The organism is Pseudoalteromonas sp. Scap25 (assembly GCF_013394125.1).
Lineage (GTDB): Bacteria > Pseudomonadota > Gammaproteobacteria > Enterobacterales > Alteromonadaceae > Pseudoalteromonas.
Genome location: NZ_CP041327.1, coordinates 3,042,501 through 3,063,635, shown reverse-complemented (window position 1 = coordinate 3,063,635; position 21,135 = coordinate 3,042,501). Strand labels below are relative to the sequence as shown.

24 protein-coding genes (1 of these 24 cut by a window edge) are annotated in these 21,135 nt (G+C 39.7%); 19 read left to right on the top strand and 5 right to left on the bottom strand.

Annotated elements, in window-relative coordinates:
* Positions 1-126 precede the first annotated feature (126 nt).
* Together hslO and hslR are read right to left on the bottom strand one after the other, a co-directional pair.
* Positions 127-972 (bottom strand): Hsp33 family molecular chaperone HslO, encoded by an 846-nt coding sequence (gene hslO / locus FLM54_RS14165; protein WP_178956693.1) that lies wholly within the window; start codon positions 970-972, stop codon positions 127-129.
* A 12-nt stretch (positions 973-984) separates the two neighbouring features.
* Positions 985-1,407 carry a ribosome-associated heat shock protein Hsp15 gene (gene hslR, locus FLM54_RS14160; RefSeq protein WP_010392996.1) on the bottom strand — a complete coding sequence of 141 codons (423 nt, stop codon included), beginning with the start codon at positions 1,405-1,407 and terminating at the stop codon, positions 985-987.
* Positions 1,408-1,603: 196 nt separating this feature from the next.
* On the opposite strand from hslR, the gene gspC reads away from it, so the two are divergent.
* The 13 genes from gspC to FLM54_RS14095 all read left to right on the top strand — a co-directional run bounded on the left by gspC (position 1,604) and on the right by FLM54_RS14095 (position 13,633).
* The gene (gspC, locus tag FLM54_RS14155; RefSeq protein ID WP_178956692.1) at positions 1,604-2,548 is read left to right on the top strand and encodes a type II secretion system protein GspC; all 945 of its coding nucleotides are present in this window, start codon (positions 1,604-1,606) and stop codon (positions 2,546-2,548) included.
* Between the two features lie 23 nt (positions 2,549-2,571).
* Positions 2,572-4,635, top strand: coding sequence for a type II secretion system secretin GspD (gene gspD, locus FLM54_RS14150; RefSeq protein ID WP_178956691.1), 2,064 nt, complete (start codon positions 2,572-2,574; stop codon positions 4,633-4,635).
* Positions 4,628-6,193, top strand: a complete 1,566-nt coding sequence (gene gspE, locus FLM54_RS14145; protein ID WP_232735523.1) for a type II secretion system ATPase GspE — start codon at positions 4,628-4,630, stop codon at positions 6,191-6,193. The genes gspD and gspE overlap by 8 nt, the downstream gene beginning before the upstream one ends.
* A gap of 2 nt (positions 6,194-6,195) precedes the next feature.
* Positions 6,196-7,431, top strand: a complete 1,236-nt coding sequence (gene gspF / locus FLM54_RS14140; protein WP_010393005.1) for a type II secretion system inner membrane protein GspF — start codon at positions 6,196-6,198, stop codon at positions 7,429-7,431.
* Between the two features lie 70 nt (positions 7,432-7,501).
* Positions 7,502-7,924, top strand: coding sequence for a type II secretion system major pseudopilin GspG (gene gspG / locus FLM54_RS14135; RefSeq protein WP_178956690.1), 423 nt, complete (start codon positions 7,502-7,504; stop codon positions 7,922-7,924).
* Between the two features lie 49 nt (positions 7,925-7,973).
* The gene (gene gspH / locus FLM54_RS14130) at positions 7,974-8,561 is read left to right on the top strand and encodes a type II secretion system minor pseudopilin GspH (RefSeq protein WP_178956689.1); all 588 of its coding nucleotides are present in this window, start codon (positions 7,974-7,976) and stop codon (positions 8,559-8,561) included.
* A complete protein-coding gene (gspI, locus tag FLM54_RS14125) occupies positions 8,561-8,935 on the top strand; it encodes a type II secretion system minor pseudopilin GspI (protein ID WP_010393012.1) in 375 nt (124 codons plus the stop codon). Before gspH ends, gspI begins: the two co-directional genes overlap by 1 nt.
* A complete protein-coding gene (gene gspJ, locus FLM54_RS14120) occupies positions 8,936-9,601 on the top strand; it encodes a type II secretion system minor pseudopilin GspJ (protein ID WP_010393015.1) in 666 nt (221 codons plus the stop codon).
* Entirely contained in the window at positions 9,601-10,587 is a 987-nt protein-coding gene (gspK, locus tag FLM54_RS14115) for a type II secretion system minor pseudopilin GspK (RefSeq protein WP_178956688.1), read from the top strand. The genes gspJ and gspK overlap by 1 nt, the downstream gene beginning before the upstream one ends.
* A complete protein-coding gene (gene gspL / locus FLM54_RS14110; RefSeq protein WP_178956687.1) occupies positions 10,584-11,792 on the top strand; it encodes a type II secretion system protein GspL in 1,209 nt (402 codons plus the stop codon). Before gspK ends, gspL begins: the two co-directional genes overlap by 4 nt.
* Complete coding sequence (gene gspM, locus FLM54_RS14105) at positions 11,789-12,262, top strand: type II secretion system protein GspM (protein WP_178956686.1); 474 nt, start codon at positions 11,789-11,791, stop codon at positions 12,260-12,262. Before gspL ends, gspM begins: the two co-directional genes overlap by 4 nt.
* 3 nt (positions 12,263-12,265) lie before the next feature.
* A complete protein-coding gene (locus tag FLM54_RS14100; protein ID WP_138608184.1) occupies positions 12,266-13,024 on the top strand; it encodes a type II secretion system protein N in 759 nt (252 codons plus the stop codon).
* 21 nt (positions 13,025-13,045) lie between these two features.
* On the top strand, positions 13,046-13,633 hold the full coding sequence (locus FLM54_RS14095; protein ID WP_138596731.1) for a UPF0149 family protein: 588 nt from the start codon (positions 13,046-13,048) through the stop codon (positions 13,631-13,633).
* A gap of 32 nt (positions 13,634-13,665) precedes the next feature.
* Here FLM54_RS14095 and FLM54_RS14090 read toward each other — a convergent pair whose 3' ends face one another.
* Both FLM54_RS14090 and FLM54_RS14085 read right to left on the bottom strand, forming a co-directional pair.
* Positions 13,666-13,872, bottom strand: coding sequence for a hypothetical protein (locus FLM54_RS14090; RefSeq protein WP_010393026.1), 207 nt, complete (start codon positions 13,870-13,872; stop codon positions 13,666-13,668).
* Positions 13,872-14,231: a hypothetical protein gene (locus FLM54_RS14085; RefSeq protein ID WP_010393028.1), complete on the bottom strand. Its 360-nt coding sequence runs from the start codon at positions 14,229-14,231 to the stop codon at positions 13,872-13,874. Before FLM54_RS14085 ends, FLM54_RS14090 begins: the two co-directional genes overlap by 1 nt.
* Before the next feature lie 283 nt (positions 14,232-14,514).
* Here FLM54_RS14085 and ccoG point away from each other — a divergent pair, with 283 nt between their 5' ends.
* From ccoG to FLM54_RS14060, 5 genes are all read left to right on the top strand, one after another.
* Entirely contained in the window at positions 14,515-15,945 is a 1,431-nt protein-coding gene (gene ccoG, locus FLM54_RS14080) for a cytochrome c oxidase accessory protein CcoG (protein ID WP_010393031.1), read from the top strand.
* A 78-nt stretch (positions 15,946-16,023) separates the two neighbouring features.
* The gene (locus FLM54_RS14075; protein ID WP_055013406.1) at positions 16,024-16,998 is read left to right on the top strand and encodes a serine/threonine protein kinase; all 975 of its coding nucleotides are present in this window, start codon (positions 16,024-16,026) and stop codon (positions 16,996-16,998) included.
* Positions 16,999-17,034: 36 nt separating this feature from the next.
* Positions 17,035-17,658 carry a thiol:disulfide interchange protein DsbA/DsbL gene (locus FLM54_RS14070; RefSeq protein ID WP_036980428.1) on the top strand — a complete coding sequence of 208 codons (624 nt, stop codon included), beginning with the start codon at positions 17,035-17,037 and terminating at the stop codon, positions 17,656-17,658.
* A gap of 19 nt (positions 17,659-17,677) precedes the next feature.
* The gene (locus tag FLM54_RS14065) at positions 17,678-18,316 is read left to right on the top strand and encodes a thiol:disulfide interchange protein DsbA/DsbL (protein WP_008113400.1); all 639 of its coding nucleotides are present in this window, start codon (positions 17,678-17,680) and stop codon (positions 18,314-18,316) included.
* Between the two features lie 62 nt (positions 18,317-18,378).
* Positions 18,379-18,831 carry a DUF523 domain-containing protein gene (locus FLM54_RS14060; protein ID WP_109875875.1) on the top strand — a complete coding sequence of 151 codons (453 nt, stop codon included), beginning with the start codon at positions 18,379-18,381 and terminating at the stop codon, positions 18,829-18,831.
* A gap of 9 nt (positions 18,832-18,840) precedes the next feature.
* Here FLM54_RS14060 and trmA read toward each other — a convergent pair whose 3' ends face one another.
* Positions 18,841-19,938 (bottom strand): tRNA (uridine(54)-C5)-methyltransferase TrmA, encoded by a 1,098-nt coding sequence (gene trmA / locus FLM54_RS14055; RefSeq protein WP_138608198.1) that lies wholly within the window; start codon positions 19,936-19,938, stop codon positions 18,841-18,843.
* A gap of 164 nt (positions 19,939-20,102) precedes the next feature.
* On the opposite strand from trmA, the gene FLM54_RS14050 reads away from it, so the two are divergent.
* On the top strand, positions 20,103-21,135 hold the 5' portion of the coding sequence (locus FLM54_RS14050) for a DUF5610 domain-containing protein (protein WP_178956685.1). The gene runs 92 nt beyond the window's last position; only the first 1,033 of its 1,125 coding nucleotides appear in the window; it begins with the start codon at positions 20,103-20,105; its stop codon lies beyond the right edge, outside the window.

The window sequence follows — 21,135 nt, the reverse complement described above, 5'->3', positions numbered from 1 at the left end:
ATGAATAATTTCAATGATACCGGTGTCATGAAAAATGCTCAGCTTGTGATACCGGTGTCATTTTTTGGACATAAAAAAGCCATAAAAAATTATGGCTATTTTATAGTGTGCTTTAAAATATCTAGATTAGTTAAATATATTTTTTATATCTTGTTCGTTAAACACATAATCTTTTAAACAGTAATGGCAGCTCATTTTAATCTCACCATTTTTTTCGACATCATCCATAAGCGCTTGTTGACCAACATTAACTAAAGCAGTCATCGTTTTTTCGCGATTACAACCACATTTAAATTGAATTGGTTGAGGGTCAAATACGCGTGGGTTATCTTCATGATAAAGGCGCGTTAAAATAGTACTGGCATCAAGCTCTAGTAGTTCTTCATCTTTAATAGTATTACTGAGTGCTTCTAAGTGAGTAAAATCTTCAATCGATTTTTGCTTATCTACAGGTAGTACTTGTAAGAATAGCCCACATGCCTTGGCGCTGCCCTCTTTAGTATCGGTTGCAAACCAAAGGCGTGTTTTTAATTGCTCAGACTGCTCAAAATAGCTTTCTATACATTCACTTAATGTATCATGCTCTAAAGGCACTATACCTTGGTAACGCTCACCTTGAGTTGGAGTAATCGTGATAACCATGTAGCCTTGGCCAATGAGCTCTTTTACCGTTGAGCCAGTTACTTCACTTTGTAATCGCGCAATACCACGCATATTTTGTTGATCATCACCATTGATCACCGCATATTTTACGGGGCCATCACCTTGTAGTTGAACTGCAATTTCGCCTTCAAACTTTAACGTTGCTGTTAATAAACAGGTTGCAACAAGCAGCTCACCTAATAATGCTTTAACGGGCTCTGGATAATTGTGTTTCGCAATCATTTCATTGTAAGCGTTGTCTATTTGTACGAGTTCGCCACGAACATCGAGGTTGTCAAATAAATAGCGGTGAAGTAAATCTTGTTGCATGAGCGGCTATACCTAACTTGATTTCATTTTTAAAAGTTCGCGTCTTTGCTTTTTATCTGGTTTTTTATCCGGATGAGGGGCAAAGAAACTGTTATTTTTGCGTGCAATACTATTTTCTTCACGCTTAGCAATACTAGCATCAGATTCTTGATACATGGTCTGTGCAATGGGGGCGCTTTGGCGCTTTTCAAGTATATTTAATACTGTGATGGTTTTTTCATCAACGCCTTGAGCTAGCTTTATAACTGCGCCAATTTCTACAATTTTACTAGCCTTACTGCGTTGCCCATTATAATGTACTTTGCCGCCTTGTACCATTTCTCGAGCTATTGCACGCGTTTTATAAAATCGAGCCGCCCATAACCATTTGTCCAACCTCACTTTAAGTGCGTCAGCGTTTTCTGAGCTGTCATTGAGTTTAGTTTTCTTTGTCATAAAACATCCCTAGTAAATTTACTGCCTAGGTAAATTATCACGAAACCGTTACCGCATGTAGCTATTGCTTGATAGCTGATACGATAAATAAATTAATCTGTTTACAAAGTTTAATATTAGCGTGCTTGTTGAATGAAAAATGAAAAGGTACTATGGCTGAGTGATTTCGTTATAAATTAAAATAAGAATACTACCTATGGAACAGCACGTTCAACAATTTAAACATTTATTAAGCCGTTTACCGCACGCGAGATTAAGTGCAATGGTTATGGTTTTAGTTGTTGTTTATATTGCATTTTTATTATCAAAATTGATGTGGTTATTATGGCCGCAGCCAATAACATCGCCCCTTGTTCCTATTAGTCACTCTAGCCAAGCAATGGGCGGTAATAACCAGTCTATAGATTCGATCATTGAGCAATTTTTATTTGGTAAAGTAAATGTAACAAAAAATACCAATACTGCTTCGCAAACTAAAGTTATCAATAATGCCCCTGAAACGCGTCTTAGTATTAACTTAACCGGTATTGTTGCTGTGAGTAATGATGATAAAGCGGGAATGGCTATTATTGAGTCACAAGGTCGCCAGACGAGTTATTTAGTGGAGGATGTGGTGCAAGGTACACGTGCGAAAGTATCGCAAATACTCCCAGATCGTGTGATTTTAGATGTAAGTGGCCGCTTTGAAACCTTAATGCTTGATGGACTCGACTTTACTAAAACAGTATCAATGCCAGTACTCGCTGCACGAGATGAGTCTGAAATGGGACCTTTAGCGCCTTCAGCACAAAGCGATGAACAAATTGATGCCACTGCCAACCTTGAGGTGAAAGAAGCATTAATAGAAACTCGCGAAGAGCTTTTAGAAGAACCTGGTAAGCTATTTGATTATATACGTGTTTCTCAAGCGATGAATGATGGGGAACTTATAGGTTATCGTTTGAGTCCAGGTAAAGAGCCCGAACTATTTAAACAAATGGGATTACAAAATAACGATTTAGCCGTGGCAATTAACGGTTATCAATTAACAGATTTAAAACAGGCAATGGCAGCAATGAATGAGCTGCGAAACAGTACAGATGCAACTATCACAATAGAGCGTGATGGTGAGCAAATAGATGTACTATTTAGTCTGCAATAACTTAGCTTTGGAGTTTTAACATAATGGTTCAGGTGCTACACCTCAAAAAAATTAAAAAAGGGTTAGCTAAGTATGCAGCACTTTTTTTAGCGGCAAGTCTTTCTATGTCGGTTGCTGCTGTTGAATATGCTGCTAACTTTAAGGGCACAGATATTAATGAGTTTATTAATATTGTTGGCAAAAACCTTAATAAAACCATCATTATTGATCCTAACGTGCGTGGCAAAGTAAATGTACGTAGTTATGAATTAATGGATGAGGCGCTTTACTATCAGTTCTTTTTAAATGTTTTAGAAGTTTACGGTTATTCAGCCGTTGAAATGGACAACAACATAATAAAAATAGAAAAAAGCTCAGATGCTAAAAAATCAAACGTGCCATTAATTACTGCTGATAGCCAAGCGCTTGGCGATATGATGATTACACGGGTTGTGCGAGTTAAAAATGTAAGCGTACAAGAGTTAGGCCCTTTAGTTCGCCAATTTAGCGATCAAAAAGACGGTGGTCACGTTGCTAACTTTAACGCGGCCAACGTAATGATGCTAACTGGTCATGCAGCCTCGGTTAACCGCTTAGTAGAAATTATTCGCTCTGTTGATCAAGCGGGTGATAAGCGAGTCGATATCGTTAAGCTCAAGTTTGCAACGGCTGATGATGTTGTCTCAGTAGTTGAAAATATCTATAAAGATAGTGGTAAGGGTAGCGTACCTGAGTTTTTAATTCCTAAAGTCGTAGCTGATGGTCGTACTAATAGTGTGATTGTCAGTGGTGAAGGCCAAGCACGCACACGTGCCATTGAGCTCATTAAACGTTTAGATGGAGAACTGGAAAGCCAAGGTAATACCAAAGTGTTTTACCTCAATTACGCAAAGGCCGAAGATTTAGTAAAAGTACTCCAAGGTGTGAGCAAATCGCTGGCAGAGGACTCAAAAGGTGGGGCAACCAAAACTCGCAGTAGTAATAAGAACGACACTAGCATTGAAGCTCATCCAGATTCTAATTCATTAGTTATTACCGCTCAGCCAGATACAATGCGTTCACTAGAGTCTGTTATTGCGCGCTTAGATATTCGCCGCGCACAAGTACTAGTGGAAGCCATTATAATTGAAGTAATGGAAGGCGATGGCGTTAACTTTGGTCTGCAATGGATTTCAGAAGAAGGCGGCATGCTGCAATTTAATAATGGTACCACTGTGCCTGTCGGTGCTTTAGCTGTAGCTGCTGAGCAAGCTCGTGACACAACAATAACTAAAACAATTATTGGAACAGAGACGGGTACTCCAACTGAATATGATGAAACAAAAGAAGGCGACTACGGCCCGCTTGCATCATTACTTGGTGGTATTAATGGTTTAGCTATGGGAGTGATTAAAAACGATTGGGGCGCAATCGTACAAGCGGTTTCAACTGATACTAATTCTAATATTCTAGCGACTCCCTCTATTACCACTATGGATAACGAAGAAGCGTCTATTTTAGTTGGCCAAGAAGTGCCAATTATTACTGGCTCGCAAACAGGTAGTAATAATACGAACCCATTCCAGACGGTTGAGCGCCAAGAAGTGGGTATAAAGCTTAAAGTGACACCGCAAATTAATGATGGTTCAGCGGTACAGTTGACTATAGAACAAGAAGTTTCCAGTGTAAGTGGTGCAACGGCAGTTGATATTTCAGTCAATAAGCGCGCAATTAAAACAACCGTAATGGCAGATGATGGCGGCATGGTGGTATTAGGCGGCTTGATAGATGAAGATGTACAAGAAAGCGTGTCAAAAGTGCCATTACTAGGCGACATCCCTATTTTAGGGCACTTATTTAAGTCAACTAATACAACAAAGCGTAAGCGTAATCTTATTGTATTTATAAGACCGACCATTATTCGCGATGGCGTTAGTATGAATAAACTTAGCTTTAATAAATATAACTTTATTCGCGGTGAACAATTTAAAAAACGTGAAGATGGTATTAATTTAATGCCAATGTCAGACACACCTATTTTACCTGAGTGGAATGACGAATTGTTGTTACCACCAACGTATGAAGAGCATTTACGCAAACAAAATGCACAAGAGCGTAATGATGACTAATGCGATAGAAGATATTAATCAAGATGTTGTTCATCCAATTACTCATAGTAATGATGAACAGCTTGCTCAAGATGACTTAATTGAACTGCCTGCAAAACGTTTGCCGTTTTCTTATGCCAGACGTGTTGGCGCGTTACTCAGTAAGCATAAAGATAACCAAATTGTGTATTACCGTGGTGAGCTTGATGTTGATGTATTATTAGAAGTGCGTCGTATTGCAGGACATGGCTTTACACTTGAGCAACTAGAAGATGATAAGTTTGAGCTATTACTAGAAGCATCGTATCAACGTGATAGCTCAGAAACTCAGCAAATGATGGAAGATATTGGTAATGAGGTTGATTTATTCTCACTAGCTGATGAGCTCCCTCAAACAGAAGACTTGCTTGCCGGTGACGACGATGCACCTATTATAAAGCTGATTAATGCCATGCTCAGTGAGGCAATTAAAGAAGGCGCCTCTGATATCCACATTGAAACGTTTGAGCAAGAGCTGGTTATTCGTTTTCGGGTGGATGGCGTACTCAAAGAAGTTCTAAAGCCTAATCGTAAACTAGCCTCTTTGTTGGTATCGCGTATTAAAGTAATGGCCAAACTCGATATTGCAGAAAAACGCATACCGCAAGATGGCCGTATTAGTTTACGTATCGCTGGGCGCGCTGTAGATGTGCGTGTGTCGACTATGCCATCGAGCTTTGGTGAGCGAGTGGTACTGCGTTTGCTTGATAAAAACAATGCACGTTTAAACTTAGAAGACTTAGGTATGACAGCTCGAAACCGAGAGCTGTTTGCCGACTTAATTAGCAAGCCTCACGGTATAATTTTAGTAACAGGCCCTACAGGCTCTGGTAAAAGTACCACGCTATATGCAGGTATGAGCCAAATTAACTCGCGGGATCGCAATATTTTAACGGTTGAAGATCCAATCGAGTACGAAATTCCTGGCATTGGCCAAACACAGGTTAATACCAAGGTTGATATGACTTTTGCCCGTGGTCTGCGCGCTATTTTACGTCAAGATCCTGATGTAGTTATGGTCGGTGAGATACGAGATTTAGAAACAGCCCAAATTGGTGTACAAGCATCACTTACTGGCCACTTAGTTATGTCTACGTTACATACTAATACCGCCTCAGGCGCAATCACTCGTATGGAAGATATGGGCGTTGAGCCGTTTTTATTATCGTCTTCATTACTAGGGGTATTATCCCAGCGCTTGGTACGTACTTTATGTAATAGCTGTAAAGAAGGTCACGTTGCAGATGAGCGTGAATGTGAATTACTCGGCGTACCGTTTGACAATGCTCCAACGATTTACCGCGCGGTAGGATGTGAAGAGTGTAACTTTAATGGCTACCGAGGTCGTACTGGTATTCACGAGTTATTAGTCGTCGACGAAACCATTCGTGAAATGATCCACAGCGGTAAAGGTGAGCAAAGCGTAGAGAAATACATTCGTAAACACAGCCCAAGCATTCGTCAAGATGGCTGCAGCCGTGTGCTTGCAGGTAAAACAACGCTTGAAGAAGTGCTGCGCGTAACGCGTGAGGAAGGCTAACTATGGCAGCGTTTGAATACCGCGCATTAGATGGCCGGGGAAAAGAAAAAAAAGGTATTTTAGAAGCCGATACAGCTAAGCAAGTTCGTCAGCTTCTGCGCGATCAAAAGCTTACACCACTTGAGGTTGTGCCTGCTGCGCAAGATGACAAACAAGTTAAAGGTCAAAAAGCTCCTTTACTCGGTTCTTTATTTAAACCAACCATATCAACAGCCGATCTCGCTTTGATCACTCGTCAGCTTGCAACCTTAATTCAGTCTGCCCTACCTGTAGAAGGGGCGGTAATGGCGGTTGCTGAGCAGTGTGAAAAACCACGCTTAAAACGTATGTTAATGTCGGTGCGCTCTAAAGTAGTGGAAGGTTATACCCTGGCTGATGGGATGAGTGAGTTTCCGCATGTATTTGACGATTTATACCGCGCTATGGTGGCGGCAGGTGAAAAGTCAGGTCACTTAGATCAAGTGCTCAACAGGCTAGCTGATTATACCGAGCAGCGCCAACATATGCGCAGTCAAATTACGCAGGCTATGGTGTATCCGATTATTTTGGTGGTGTTTGCTATTGGTATTGTTTCGGTGTTATTAGGTACCGTAGTACCTAAAATATTAAAAACGTTCGAAAAAACCAAACAAGTTTTACCTTGGACTACCGAGTGGGTTATGGCGGGTAGTCATTTTGTGCAAAATTACTGGTTTATAAGTTTACTGGTGATCACCGCTACCGCGGTTGGAATCAAGTATGCGCTTAAAAAACCTAAGGTACGGTTTTGGTGGGATGCAAAAGTATTACATATGCCAGGCATAGGTAAAGTTGCTAGAGGGATTAATACCGCGCGCTTTGCTCGTACTTTAAGTATTTTATCGTCAAGTTCAGTACCGCTACTAGAAGGAATGCGTATTTCTGGTGGGGTATTAGTTAACGAAAAAATCAAACAAGCTGTGGCTGATGCCGCAGAAAGAGTAAGTGAAGGGGCAAGCCTACGTGCTTCACTGCAGCAAACTAAGTTGTTTCCACCAATGATGCTGCATATGATAGCCAGTGGTGAAAAGTCTGGTGAACTTGAGCAAATGTTAGAGCGAGCCGCTAACAATCAAGATCGCGAGTTTGAAAGTATGGTCAATGTGTCATTAAAATTATTAGAACCCGCAATGATTGCCTCTATGGCAGTCATTGTACTGTTTATAGTAATGGCAATTTTGCAGCCAATTATGGCAATGAATAAGGCTGTTGGCCTTTAATTATTTTTTTATATTAATGATTTACTTAAATCATTTTTGTTTAGTGTTTTTAGAATAACGAGGTAATAACGTGAATAAACAATCAGGTTTTTCTTTATTAGAAGTGATGGTGGTATTGGTTATCATCGGGATGATCATGTCGATTGTGGCACCTAATATTATGGGTCAGCAAGAAGAAGCGGCTATTGATAAAGCGCATTTAGATATTCAGCAGTTAGAAGATGCTATGAGTTTGTACAAGCTTAAAAATAAAAGCTACCCAAGTACAGAGCAAGGTTTAGAGGCATTAGTGACTAAAACTAGTATTGAGCCTATTCCAAAACGCTTCCCAGATGGTGGTTTTATTAGCAAATTACCAGAAGATCCGTGGGGTAAAAATTACCAACTAATTAGTCCAGGAGAGATTGGTAAGTTTGACATTTTTTCTATGGGACCCGATGGCGAACCGGCTACCGATGATGATATTGGTAACTGGGATGAAGATAAGCAGTAATGGGCATTAACTTTATCATACGCTTAAACTTAGTTAATAGGGGTTTACCATGCGGGTAAACCTTAAGCACCTAGGTGCAAAGCAATATGGTTTTAGTTTAATAGAGATTTTAGTGGTATTGGTGATCATCGCCTTTGCCACCAAAATGGTGGTATACAGCTTAGATGGCGGCGCAGAGGAAGAGCTAGATAAGCAAGCAAGTAGGCTGCATACCACCATTAATGCCGCATCGGAATTTGCCGTACTTAACCAGGTAGAGTTAGGTTTATTAGTTGATCAAAATACGCTTGAATTTTTAGTGTTTGATGGCGAAAAGTGGACCAGCTTTAAGCGGGAAGAGTTATTTAAACCAATTGAGTTTGACCAGCAATTTAAAGTAACACTTAATTTAGAAGACCTACCTTGGGCACAAGATAACTTATTAGAGCAGTCTAACTGGCGTGAGTTAATGAGTGGCGATAATGAAGATAGCTTATTAGAACTTAAAAAATTAAAAGTTCCTCAAGTACTTCTTTTATCCTCTGCTGATGTAAGTGCATTTCAGCTCATGCTTGAGTTAAAAGATCAGGCGGAGCCGGTATATTTTATTGAAGGTAAATTTGCTGCGCCAGTTGATTTTCGTCGAGAGCCCCAATAATGAAAAAATACCAAGGTTTTACCTTATTAGAAGTCTTAGTTGCGCTAAGTATTTGTGCTATGGCGGGTATTGCTGCAATGCAAGCAACTGGTGAGCATATTCATCACTTATCTAGCATTGAAGAGCAAACGTATGGCTCATGGGTAGCTGAGAATGTATTGGTAGAACAACGAACGAAAGGCGAAAAATGGCAAGGTAAAAATGGTACCCGCGGTACTGAGATGATGGCGGGGATTGAATGGTTTTGGCGCCAAGATGTTGTGCCCACTGCGGATAAGAGCTTTGTAAAGGTCACTATTAATGTGTTTACAGATGATAAGTATGAAAATTCAATTTATGAGTTAAGTACTTACCTAAATAAAGGTAAGCCATAAGTGAAGCAGCGCGGTTTTACATTATTAGAAGTGATGGTGGCACTAGGAGTGTTGGCGTTTGTTATTATGGCCACCCACCAAATACTTGATACCACCACGCGTGCCAAAGAAGCATCAGATGAAAAAATTGCTGAGCTAAATGGGTTACAAACAGCCTTCAGGCTAATGGATCAAGACTTTAGCCAAATGACTAAACGCCAAGTGCGTAATGAAGCTGGGGATTTTCAAGAGAGTTACTTACTTGCAGGGCGCTACATTTTAGAAAGCCAGCTTGATGGCATTGCCTTTGTGCGTGATGGTTGGATGAATCCCATTAATTTACTTCCTCGCTCAGAGCTGCAAGCTGTTGGTTATCGAGTAATTGATGACAACTTAGAACGAGTATATCGCATTTATGTTGATCAACTTGATAATATGGAGCCTCGTAGCCAAGTTGTTTTAGCTGACGTAGAAGAGCTTAAATTTGAGTTTTTAGATGGTAACGCAGAGTGGCAAGAAAACTGGCAAATTAAGGCGTTACCTAAAGCGGTAGCTGTAACGTTAAAGCAAATGAACGCAGAACCAATTAGGCGCGTTTTTTTAGTGCCAGGACTCGGTAAAGAGCTACCAAAACCGGTTAATGATGGTACTAACCAATCGCAACCAAATGGCCGAGGAACGCCTTGATGAATCAAAAAACATCACGCGGCGCGGCGTTAGTTATTGTGTTATTTATTGTCGCGCTGGCTGCTATTTTAGCCGTAGAAATGAGTGCGAACTTAATGTTACAGGTACAAAGAAGTACTAACTTGCAAAGTCAGCAACAGGCTAAATGGTATGCTTATGGCGCTGAAGAATTAGCTATTAAAGGCTTAATTCAAAGTAAAAAAGACGATCCAGAAAAAACCACCTTAGCGCAGCCGTGGGCAAAGCAAGGTGATGTTAAGTATCCAGTTGATAACGGCACGTTAAGCGGTCAGTTAACTGATTTACAAGCTTGTTTAAACTTAAATGCGCTTGGTGCTGAGCCTGACTCAAACAGTACTAATAAAACGAACCCTGCGCATAAAGCGTTGTTTGCCATATTAGAAAATATAGAAGACTTACCCAGTGATGAGTCTGAAGAAGGTATGGCTGATAGTGTTTTTGACTGGTTGGATAAAAATAGTATTACGTATCGCTCAGGAGCTGAAGAGGGCGAGTATTTATCGCGTCAGTTTCCGTACATGACAGCAAATAACCTATTTGCTTCGGTATCTGAACTGCGTTTAATTAAAGGGTTTAACCCTTTAGTGATGGAAAAGGTGCTGCCTTTTGTCTGTGTGATCCCTGGCAGTACGTTACTTTCAATTAATGTTAATACGGTCACTGAAGAGCAAGCTTTATTGTTCAGTGGCCTAATAGACGAACTGAGTGTTTCGGGTGCTCAAGCGGTAATTGCAGCGCGACCTGAAAATGGCTTTGATAATATTGAAGAGTTTTTTGAGTCTGTTAAACAACAAGGCGGCAAAAATATCAAAGCAGTAGAAAAACTTTTTAGTTTAAAAAGTGAATATTTTAAATTACAAACGCAGGCAAAATTTGTTGATTTGCGTTTTTCGATGACCACATTACTGTATGCCAGCAATGGCGAGGTAACGATACTGGCGCGAAAATTTGGAGGCGTACAGTGACAGAGATACTGTTGATCCGCACGGGTCAAACCGAGCAAGATTTACTTAACTGGTTAATATACTCACCACAAGAACAAGAAATAATAGCCAGTGGCGAGCTACAAAATGCCAATCAGTTAAGTGAACTAACTGAAAAAGCATTAACCCGAGAACTTGTGGTACTTTTACCATGTGACCAGGTGCAATTAAAAACGGTGACACTGCCAACAAAGTGGAGCCGTAAATTAGAGCAAGCATTGCCCTATATGCTCGAAGAAGATATTGCATGTGATATAGACGACGTTTATATCGCGCTTGGGGAGCCAACTATGGTTGATGAGCAGCATGCAATTAAGATTGCGCTAACGAACCGTGATTGGTTTGAGCACTGGTTAGAAGTATTTGAACAACATCAACTCACTCCGTATCAAATAGTACCGGATGCATTACTATTGCCAAGCGCTGAAGAGTCATGTGTTACTGCCATCGAACTTAATAAACAGTGGCTCTTTAAACAAGGTGACTGGCACATTAGCGCGGTTGAAAGCAGTTGGCTAAACGAGTATTTAGTAGCATTAGGCAACCCAGATATCAAGCATTACAGCCCCGCTGATCAGTTTCCTGAAGCACTTAACTTATATCCGCAAACAAGTGACTATGAGTTACCGTTAGCATTATTTGCTAAACAACTTGATAAACTTAAGTTTAATTTGCGTCAAGGACCTTACACCCTTAAAAAGAAAACTGCGTTATGGTGGGGTTACTGGAAAAGTGCTGCCATTATTAGTGTGGTTGCCTTGGTATCAAGTGTGACTATTAAAGCGGTTGAATTGCATCAGCTTAATTCGCAGCTAGAAGTAGCTAAATCGCAAGTAGTAGAGCGATATCAAAAAGCCTTTCCCGGCACACGAGTACGCCCTCATTTAATTAAAAATCAAATACAGGGTGCATTGAATAAAGTACAAGGTGTTAGCGATGCTGGCTTTTTAGATTTAACCAGTAAATTGGTTAGCGTGTTTTCGCAAGTGAGTGAGTTTACGCCACAAACATTACGCTTTGACAAACGCCGTAATGAATTGCGCATTCGAGCGCGTGGTAAAGACTTTCAAACTTTTGGTAAGGTTAAAGCCATTCTAGAGCAGCAAGGGGTTACTGTTGAGCAGGGCTCGTTAAATAATGATGGCGATTTTATCGTCGGCGAAATCAGACTGCGAGGTGCACAATGAAGCAGCAGTTAATGCAATATTGGCGTTCATTAAAAGAGCAAGAGCAACAACTAATTATGGTTGCAGGCGTTGTATTTATCATTTTTGTTTTGGTGATGGGGGTTTTTAGGCCTTTAAATACTGCGATAGAGCGGGCACAGCAATCACAAATAAAACAGCAAGAATTGTTAGCCTGGGTAGACGAGAGTATTGTTAAGCTCAAAGCCGCGGGTAAAACGCAAGCTGTGAGTAATCAAAATCTCAGCCAAATAGTTAATAATACGCGCGGCCGTTACAGCATTAATATTAGTAAAATGCAGCCTAATGATAACTCACTTCGTTTAACGCTCGACTCAGTAGAGTTTAATCTATTAATCCAATGGATTGATGAGCTCGTTAATCAGCATGGTTTAAGCGTAGAAAATCTAGATTTAAGCCAAGATGATAAATCCGGTTATGTACGCGTAAGCCGTTTAGTATTAGAGAAGTAGTTAATGAAAAAAATAATAATATTATCCATCGTTTTTTTAATGAGCTTTATTGTTTTTAGCGTTATTAAATTACCGGCTGCGGTTGCTGTAAATTTAGCTAAACCGTATTTTCCACCGCAGCTAGAAATAGGACAAACTGCTGGCACGTTGTGGCAGGGACAAGTTATGCAGCTGCGCTTTGAAGGTGAGCAATTAAATAATGTACGCTGGGATATATCTGGCTGGGCGTTATTTAAAGCTCAAGTGAATACTAACTTACGCTTTGGTAATCCTCGCGAACGCAGTGACATATCGGGCTATGCAGATATTAGTTATTCACTAGCAAGTGATGAGCTTAAAATAACTGATACTGTAGTGCGTTCAACGGTTGAGCGAGCAATGCAGCGAATTGATTTACCGTTACCAGTTACTGCTAAAGGACGTGTAATTTTAGAGCTCGATGAATACGTTTCTGGAGCGCCATATTGCCAATCACTACAAGGTGAAATAGCCAGTCCTGATATTGACGTACAAGGTTTAACTGGTTGGTTCAATATTGGTGATCTTAGTGGCAAATTAAGTTGTAAGTCGGGCGATGTTGCTATACTCATCGAGCCAGACAATAGATTAGGGCTAGAAGCAGATGCTACACTAAAGGCTAATTTTGACTTTAAAGTTGCGGGATATGTTAAACCTGATCTAACTTTACCCAAAGAGGTACATGACGCGGTGAAGTTTTTAGGCAGACCAGATAACCAAGGTCGTTACCCACTTAAATTTTAATATTTTATATAAAGAGTTTTAATGCAAATACCTCAGTTTACTGAGCAGCATGCTAAGCTGCTCAGCGAGTTTTTAAATACCCAATCAGGCGCAATGAGCCTTACCCAAAGCCAAGGTTATTTATTTGGCGTTATATGTTCACCTGAGCCATTAGAAGTTCACCAATGGTTAGAAAATATTCTCCCTGATACAGCAAACGACCTTGATGAAGACATGTTATTTTTGTTTATGGCATTACACCATCAGGTGAGTGAGCAAGTATTTGAGTTGGGTTATAAGTTACCCGCTGAGTTTGAATATGACTTTTGCCAGCAGTGGTCAGCGGGTTTTTTAACCGCAAGCCAAGCGTATACCCATAAGTTATTAGCAAGTGAGCAACTAGACATTCAATACAAGCAAGCGCTTGAAAGCGCACAGGCTACGCTCAGTTTTTTTGCACTCGATAAACCAGTCATTGTGCAAATTGCACAACAAAATAATATTGATGAATTGCACTTATGTGAGCAGCAGTACGAGCTAATGGGCGACTTTGCGTTAGGTTTTGCTGAACTTATCGAAATTGTTGCGCTTAACAGTGGTTTATATACTGATGAAGGGTGGGAAGAGTAAGTTTTCTAGCGCTCAATCGTTATTCTTAACACCTAACCGCCAATTTCTAATTCAATATCAGTGCAACCTTGTTTGCACTGTATTACTCCCTTACCAGGCTCGCTGGTGGCTAAGTTAAGGGTTAATACGCCATTACAATGTTCGCATTTTAACGTTTTACCCTGTGCCAATTGCTTAAGCATGGTGCGATGTTTATGAAATGAGTTACTTGCTTTTTTATTTAATCCAGAAAAATCCATTACTTTACTCTCGCTTGCGCTAATGACTCTTTGATAATACGACATACAGTAAGTAATCGTTCTTCGTAAAAATAGAGGTTTAGATCACCTTGGCGACAATAGCGTAGTTCAAATAACTTGACTGATTCATCCGTAGTAAATGTTTTAGCAACATAGTCTTGCTCAGAACGAGAAAGTGCTAACTGTTGATTCACTTTATTTCTCGTCATGGTTGCTACAGGAAAGCGATCTACTTTAGTTGAGCTGCTTAACAAACCGATACCATCACCGAGCAACCGTTCGCGCGGCTCTTTTACCAAAGGATGATCAACGGTAAAAAATGCTAGGATCACAACCACTAGTATAAAAAATTTCTTCATAAATATACAAACCTTGATCCAAACAACACTTTAGTAGCCGGCAAGTGTAATAAAATACACCTTAAAAGCAAGTCACAAATTGAATAAATTATTAGCAATCTAGTCAGTAATTTTAGCTAATATGCGTATAATAAGAGGCAGTAGTTAGATATTTCTGAAATATCTGAAAGTATACAAGTGCGACTTAAAGCGTATTATGTTTAGCATGCAAGTTGCTACACTTAGGCGAAAAGTACAAAAAGATTGCTGAATTTTTATTTCCTAGCGGCGTTGAGGAACTTCAATGGATAAGCAAATTAAAGTAAAAAACATACCAACAGAGGTTAAGATCCAAAAACCTGATCTGAGCCGTCAAGAAGATAGATTTAACCCCCGCAATCGCATTTATGTACGTGCGGTTACAGGGCTTCATCAATTACTAAGACAACGCATTGGCTTTTTAGGCATGCTAGCGTTTATGTTATTGCCTTGGATCAACTTTAATGGCCAGCAAGCTGTGTTGTTTGAGCTAATGGAGCAAAAGTTTAATATTTTTGGTTTAACCCTATGGCCACAAGACTTCACTATTCTTGCATTTATTTTTATGCTTGCGGCGTTTGCTCTATTTTTAGTGACTACTTTTTATGGCCGCGTATGGTGTGGCTATACCTGTCCGCAAACAGTATGGACCTTTATTTTTATTTGGTTTGAAGAAAAATTTGAGGGCAGTGCTAATCAACGTAAAAAGTTAGATCAGCGGCCAATGGATTTTGATAAATTCTGGAGAAAAACCGCAAAGCACACTAGTTGGGTGCTATTTTCTCTATATACAGCGTTAACCTTTGTTGGTTACTTTACGCCTATTCGCGAACTACTCCCAGAATTTGTTACCTTTAACGTAGGCGGTTATGCCTTAGTTAGTATTATTGTATTTACTATTTGTACTTATGGTAATGCGGGTTGGATGCGCGAAATTATGTGTTTACATATATGCCCATACTCACGCTTTCAGTCAGCAATGTTTGATAAAGACACCTTTACTGTAAGCTACGATGAAGCGCGTGGTGAAAACCGCGGGCCACGTTCGCGTAAACAAGACCCAAAAGAGCTGGGGTTAGGTGATTGTATTGACTGTAACTTGTGTGTGCAGGTTTGCCCAACTGGGATTGATATTCGTAATGGTCTGCAATACGAGTGTATAAACTGTGGCGCGTGTATTGACGCCTGTGACGGCGTAATGGACAAAATGAATTATCCTCGAGGTCTAATCTCTTATACCACCGAGCGTAACTTGGAAACCCCAGAGAATAAAACTCATCCGCTGCGTCCTAAGCTGATTGGTTACAGTATTATTTTAGTCTTACTTACCGGTGCGTTGGTAGCCAATATAGCTATGCGTAAACCTATGGACTTTGATATTATCCGTGATCGCAATCAGTTGTATCGTGTCGATTTTAATGGCTTAGTTGAAAACACCTACACCTTAAAAGTGATTAATAAGGCACAGTACGAGCAAACATTCTCTATTGATGTTAAAGGGTTAGATAACTATAAATACATAGGTGATACCACCTTTACGGTGAACGCTGGTGAATCGCATAATGTGCCGTTATCATTAGTAATGGACCCTTATGATTTAAAAGCGCCAATGACCGAGTTTAACTTTGTACTGTCGCCAATAAACGAACCCGATAACCAAATATCGCAGCAAAGTAACTTTTTTAAAGCGCGATAAAGAGTCTGTATTAAAAGACGAACACTGATATTAACAAAAAAGCGGGATATTCCCGCTTTTCTTTTATATAAGAAGTATATGAGTAAATTTAGCTTTATTGACTTAACCCCAGATCTTATTTTGGATGCCATCGAAAGCGTTGATATTTACGCTGAGTCAGGGTTGCTAGCGCTAAATAGCTACGAAAATCGAGTGTATCAATTTGTAGCTGAGGGTGGAAAACGTTACGTTGTTAAGTTTTATCGGCCTGAGCGCTGGAGCAAAGCACAAATTCAAGAGGAACATGATTTTGCTTTTGAACTGGCAGCCGCAGAAGTACCGGTGGTTGCGCCAATAAAGCATAATGGGCAAAGCTTATTTGAACACCAAGGGTATTTATTTACTTTATTCCCAAGTGTAGGCGGGCGTTTATTTGAAGTCGATAATTTAGATCAGCTTGACGTACTAGGGCGTTTAATTGGTCGCATGCACCAAGTAGCGAAAACGCAGCCCTTTACCCAAAGACCAATCGTTAGCTGTGATGAATACCTGCATACAGCTAAAGTTCATTTACAAAAAAGTAATTTAGTTCCTATGGGACTAGAAACTTCCTTTTACACTATTTTAGATTTAGTTATTGCCCAAGCGCAGCTGCAATATAAAAATGTAGACAGTATTCGCTTACACGGAGACTGCCATGCTGGTAATATTTTATGGGCTGGGGATGCGCTGATGTTTGTTGATTTAGACGATAGCCGCCAAGGACCTGCAATTCAAGATTTATGGATGATGCTCAGTGGCGATCGACAAACACAGCTGTTACAGTTAGACACTTTAGTGAATGCGTATGAAGAGTTTTGTGATTTTGATCACTCACAACTGAAGCTGATCGAACCGCTTCGCGCCATGCGTATGATTCATTACATGGGTTGGGTTGCAAAACGTTGGAGCGATCCAGCTTTTGTACGGAACTTTTCATGGTTTGCAGATGACAAATACTGGGAGCAACAAATTTTAGCGCTTAAAGAACAGCTTGCAGCTTTGCAAGAAGCCCCGTTAAAATTATTGCCATAATATTTTTATTTAAAAAAGAAGTATAACGAGATATTCATGCTTAAAAAATTAAAACTAAGTTTACTGATCCTATGTTTACCTTTCGCAGCACTAGCTGCCAACTTTGAAGCAGGTAATCAATATACTGTGATTGACGTTGAAAAGAGTAAAACGCCAAACGTAACCGAATTCTTCTCTTTCTATTGCCCGCACTGTTTTAAGTTTGAGCCGGTAGCAAAAGGGATTGCAGAAAACTTACCTGAAGGGGCTGAGTTTGTAAAAAATCATGTTAACTTTTTAGGGGGCGTTTCACCACAAGCACAAAGTAACCTGAGCTTTGCTTACTTAATTGCTAAAAAACATGGTCAAGCCGAAGCAGTAACAGCGCAAATTTTTAAAAGCATCCATATTCAGCGTGCACCATTAACAGAAATTAAAGACGTTAAGAAGTTATTAGAGCTTAACGCAATTGATAACAGCACATTTGATAATGATATTGCTAGTTTGCCTATCATAGCAGCTGAACGTGCCATGCAAGATAAGCAGAATAAATATTCTGAGCTTGGCGCATTAACTGGCGTACCTACATTTATCGTAAATGACAAATATAAAATCAATATTAATACAATCAAGAGCCAACAAGAACTTGATGAGTTAATTAGCTTTTTACTAAAACTATAATTTTTGGAGCACCATAATAATGATCAAATTAGTTAAAGCAGGGTTGCTTGCTGTATTACTCCCTTTAGCTGCAACCAGTTTTGCTGCCACTTACGAAGAGGGCGTACATTATGATGTCGTCTCTGATCGTGCAACCAGAAAGCCAGAAGTAAAAGAGTTTTTCTCTTTTTACTGCCCTGCATGTAATAACATGGAGCCACTGCTTGCTGAGATCAAACCTAAGCTAGACAAAAACGTAAAGTTTAAGAAAAGCCATGTGGATTTCGTGGGCGTTCGTGACCCAGAACATCAAACCATGATCAGCCAAGCACTAGCTACTGCTGAAGTACTACCGCAAAAAGATAAAATTATTTCAGCGATGTTTGACCACATTCACGCAAAGCGTGCTCGTTTTAATGAGCTTGCAGATGTAAAAGATGTATTTTTAGCGCAAGGTGTAGATGGCGACAAGTTTGATAAATTATTTGAAAGCTTCTCGGTACGTACACTGAGCTCTAAAATGAAGCGCGACCAAGATTACTTTAAAGGAAAAGGGGCACTGCGTGGCGTTCCAACATTTATTGTTAATGGTAAATATAAGCTTAACTTAGGTGGCGAGTCAGGTATTTCATCGCCAGAAGATGTAAGCGCACTTATTAACTACTTAGCAAATAAATAATTAGTTTAGTGAAATAAAAAAGCTCCGAAAGGAGCTTTTTTATTTGGAGAAGAAAATTCATTATGGAAAAAATTTTAATCTCAAGTTGTTTGTTAGGTTTGCCAGTTCGTTATGATGGTAAAGGCCAAACAATATTGCACCCTCAACTTAATTTGTGGCAAAAGCAAAATAGATTAATCGTATTTTGTCCTGAGATTGCTGGTGGCTTACTCGTGCCTAGAGCGCCCGCTGAGATAAAGCAAAATCGAGTTATTACAAATACTGCCGAGGATGTAACAAGTGCATTTGAAGCTGGCGCTAATAAAGCATTAGCCCTTTGTAATAAGCATAATATTCGCTTTGCTTTACTAAAAGAGTCTAGTCCTTCGTGTGGCCGTAATACAATTTATGATGGAAGCCATAGTGGGGTGAAAGTAAAAGGCATGGGGCTGACCGCTAAGTTATTGGTAAAGCATCAAGTTAAAGTATTTAGTGAAGAGCAAATACCAGCACTTATCAAGGCGCTGGCATTATAGTATTGGATTTTATTTTTTCTGTAAAAATACACCAGATTCAATATGGTGTGTGTAAGGGAACTGATCAAATATTGCAAAGCGCTTAACCTCATGGGTTTGGCATAAGTGATCAAGATCACGCTCTAACGTATCTGGGTTACATGATATATAAATAATATTCTCATAGTTAGCCACTAAATCACACGTTAGGGTATCCATGCCAGCACGAGGTGGGTCGACTAGAATGGTTTGGCAGTTGTAACTACTAAGGTCAATACCATCTAAGCGAGAGAAAGTACGCTCGCCTTTCATTGCCTGAGTAAACTCTTCGCTCGACATGCGAATAATATCTAAGTTAGTTACTTTGTTTTGAGCAATATTATATTGCGCTGAATGCACAGACGATTTTGATATTTCTGTTGCCAGCACTTTATTAAATGAGCCCGCAAGTGCAATTGAAAAGTTTCCGTTACCACAATACAGCTCTAGTAAATCATTGTTTAGTGGTTTACATAGCTCTTGTGCCCACTCTAACATTTTAATATTCACCTTCGCATTAGGCTGAGTAAAGCTATTTTCTACCTGTTGATAGATTAGCTCTTGGCCATTTACCATTAAACGCTCAGTAACAAAGTCATCGCCTAATTTTTCTTTTTGCTTACGTGCACGGCCAATAAAGTCAATTTTGTACTGGCTACTTAGCTTTTCCTTTAAGGCATTAATCTCAGTTAACCAGTTTTCATCAAGTGGCTTGTGATAAAGCAAGCTTACTAAAATTTCACCGCTGAGGGTCGATAAATAATCTATTTGGAATAATTTACGACGCAGTACTTCGCAGCCTTTTAAGTTATCAATCATTACCTGCATAACTTCACCTACTAAAGGAGCTGCAGGGTCAAAGGTATCAACACGTATTTTATCTTTCGTTTGTTGATCAAACATAATGTGAAACAGATCGTCACCATCGTGCCATACTCTAAATTCTGCACGTTGACGGTAGTTAATAGGCTCAGAGCTAAATACTTCTAACTGTTTTACACCGAAACGTTGAAACTGCTCTGTAATACGCTGCTCTTTTTCATTTAATTGTGCATCGTACTGCGTGGTATCTATATTTATAACTGCCATTAACGGTATAACCTTATCGTTGAGATCTGTTTATCGGCGCTATTGTAGGGAGCGAAGCGTATTTGTCTAGTTTTGATCAAATATAGTGAGCTTTTTTTAAGCATTTTACTACAGTATAGGCTTACTTGGCCGATATAAGAGTATGTCTAAATAGGAGTCTTCTCATGAAAATAGGTAACTTTAGTTTTGTTCCAAACAGCAATGCCAATAAATACAATACTAAGCAAGCAATGCCACAGCCTAAAATAGACTCCCCACCAACTAGCTATCAGCAACGCGGAAAAGAATTGGCTGCTGCCGTATTGGGTGACAAAATGGCAAAAGAATTAGGCTTGCCGGTTGCTGAAGCGAAAAAAGACAAACCATTGTTTGATTTTAATGAAGTAGTCAAAAATGTTTTAGACTTTGTGACCAGCTCAGTAAAAAAAGCCAAAGCCAATGGTGCCGATGATGACAAGCTACAAGATATACTCAACCAGGCACGTAAAGGCGTGCAAACAGGTGTTGATGAAGCTGTCGATGAATTAAAAGGCATGGGCGTATTTAATCAAGAGCTTGAAGAGGGTATTGATAAATCAAAAGAGGGCATCTTTAATGGCCTTGATAAATTTGAGCAGAACTTATTTAATCCTCAGCCAGCAAGTGTAACGGTTAGTCAATCGCAATATGTGAACCTTAGTAACAGCGCTGATTATACTTTTACCACCGCAGAAGGTGATGAGGTGAGTATTAGTTTTGCAGACGCTTACCAATCCCAGTCATCTAGTCGCTATCAGCAAACTGAAAGCTCACAAGCATTTAGTACGCAATTTTCTGAGTCTCGTGAGTTGTCATTTTCTATGTCAGTAAATGGAGAGCTTAATGAAGACGAACAGCAAGCTATAAATGATTTAATGGCAGAGTTACAAGATGTAAGTAAAACCTTTTTCAGTGGCGACTTAGATAAAGCATTTGAACAAGCCCAAGAACTCAGCTTAGGAAATGAACAGCTGGTGGCATTTTCAATGGACTTACGTCAAAGCAAAACTGTGGCAGCTATTAAAGAGTATGAACAAATTAAGCCAACATCAGAAAAGGCCATTGCCGAAACCGTCGCACCTTTTAATGATGATCTAAAATCGGCTTACTCTAAAGCGCAAACACTAGGATTAGAAAGCCAGCTATCAGGTATCATTCAATGGCTAAATCAAGATCAAC

What these genes read in the sequence shown, in the direction of transcription:
- FLM54_RS14090 (WP_010393026.1), bottom strand. Translation starts at nt 13,872, where the DNA reads ATGGATTTTTCTGGATTAAATAAAAAAGCAAGTAACTCATTTCATAAA.
- gspH (WP_178956689.1), top strand. Translation starts at nt 7,974, where the DNA reads ATGCGGGTAAACCTTAAGCACCTAGGTGCAAAGCAATATGGTTTTAGT.
- FLM54_RS14095 (WP_138596731.1), top strand. Translation starts at nt 13,046, where the DNA reads ATGCAAATACCTCAGTTTACTGAGCAGCATGCTAAGCTGCTCAGCGAG.
- ccoG (WP_010393031.1), top strand. Translation starts at nt 14,515, where the DNA reads ATGGATAAGCAAATTAAAGTAAAAAACATACCAACAGAGGTTAAGATC.
- FLM54_RS14060 (WP_109875875.1), top strand. Translation starts at nt 18,379, where the DNA reads ATGGAAAAAATTTTAATCTCAAGTTGTTTGTTAGGTTTGCCAGTTCGT.
- FLM54_RS14100 (WP_138608184.1), top strand. Translation starts at nt 12,266, where the DNA reads ATGAAAAAAATAATAATATTATCCATCGTTTTTTTAATGAGCTTTATT.
- gspD (WP_178956691.1), top strand. Translation starts at nt 2,572, where the DNA reads ATGGTTCAGGTGCTACACCTCAAAAAAATTAAAAAAGGGTTAGCTAAG.
- gspF (WP_010393005.1), top strand. Translation starts at nt 6,196, where the DNA reads ATGGCAGCGTTTGAATACCGCGCATTAGATGGCCGGGGAAAAGAAAAA.
- FLM54_RS14085 (WP_010393028.1), bottom strand. Translation starts at nt 14,231, where the DNA reads ATGAAGAAATTTTTTATACTAGTGGTTGTGATCCTAGCATTTTTTACC.
- gspI (WP_010393012.1), top strand. Translation starts at nt 8,561, where the DNA reads ATGAAAAAATACCAAGGTTTTACCTTATTAGAAGTCTTAGTTGCGCTA.
- FLM54_RS14075 (WP_055013406.1), top strand. Translation starts at nt 16,024, where the DNA reads ATGAGTAAATTTAGCTTTATTGACTTAACCCCAGATCTTATTTTGGAT.
- gspM (WP_178956686.1), top strand. Translation starts at nt 11,789, where the DNA reads ATGAAGCAGCAGTTAATGCAATATTGGCGTTCATTAAAAGAGCAAGAG.
- hslR (WP_010392996.1), bottom strand. Translation starts at nt 1,407, where the DNA reads ATGACAAAGAAAACTAAACTCAATGACAGCTCAGAAAACGCTGACGCA.
- trmA (WP_138608198.1), bottom strand. Translation starts at nt 19,938, where the DNA reads ATGGCAGTTATAAATATAGATACCACGCAGTACGATGCACAATTAAAT.
- hslO (WP_178956693.1), bottom strand. Translation starts at nt 972, where the DNA reads ATGCAACAAGATTTACTTCACCGCTATTTATTTGACAACCTCGATGTT.
- gspC (WP_178956692.1), top strand. Translation starts at nt 1,604, where the DNA reads ATGGAACAGCACGTTCAACAATTTAAACATTTATTAAGCCGTTTACCG.
- gspE (WP_232735523.1), top strand. Translation starts at nt 4,628, where the DNA reads ATGACTAATGCGATAGAAGATATTAATCAAGATGTTGTTCATCCAATT.
- FLM54_RS14070 (WP_036980428.1), top strand. Translation starts at nt 17,035, where the DNA reads ATGCTTAAAAAATTAAAACTAAGTTTACTGATCCTATGTTTACCTTTC.
- gspK (WP_178956688.1), top strand. Translation starts at nt 9,601, where the DNA reads ATGAATCAAAAAACATCACGCGGCGCGGCGTTAGTTATTGTGTTATTT.
- FLM54_RS14065 (WP_008113400.1), top strand. Translation starts at nt 17,678, where the DNA reads ATGATCAAATTAGTTAAAGCAGGGTTGCTTGCTGTATTACTCCCTTTA.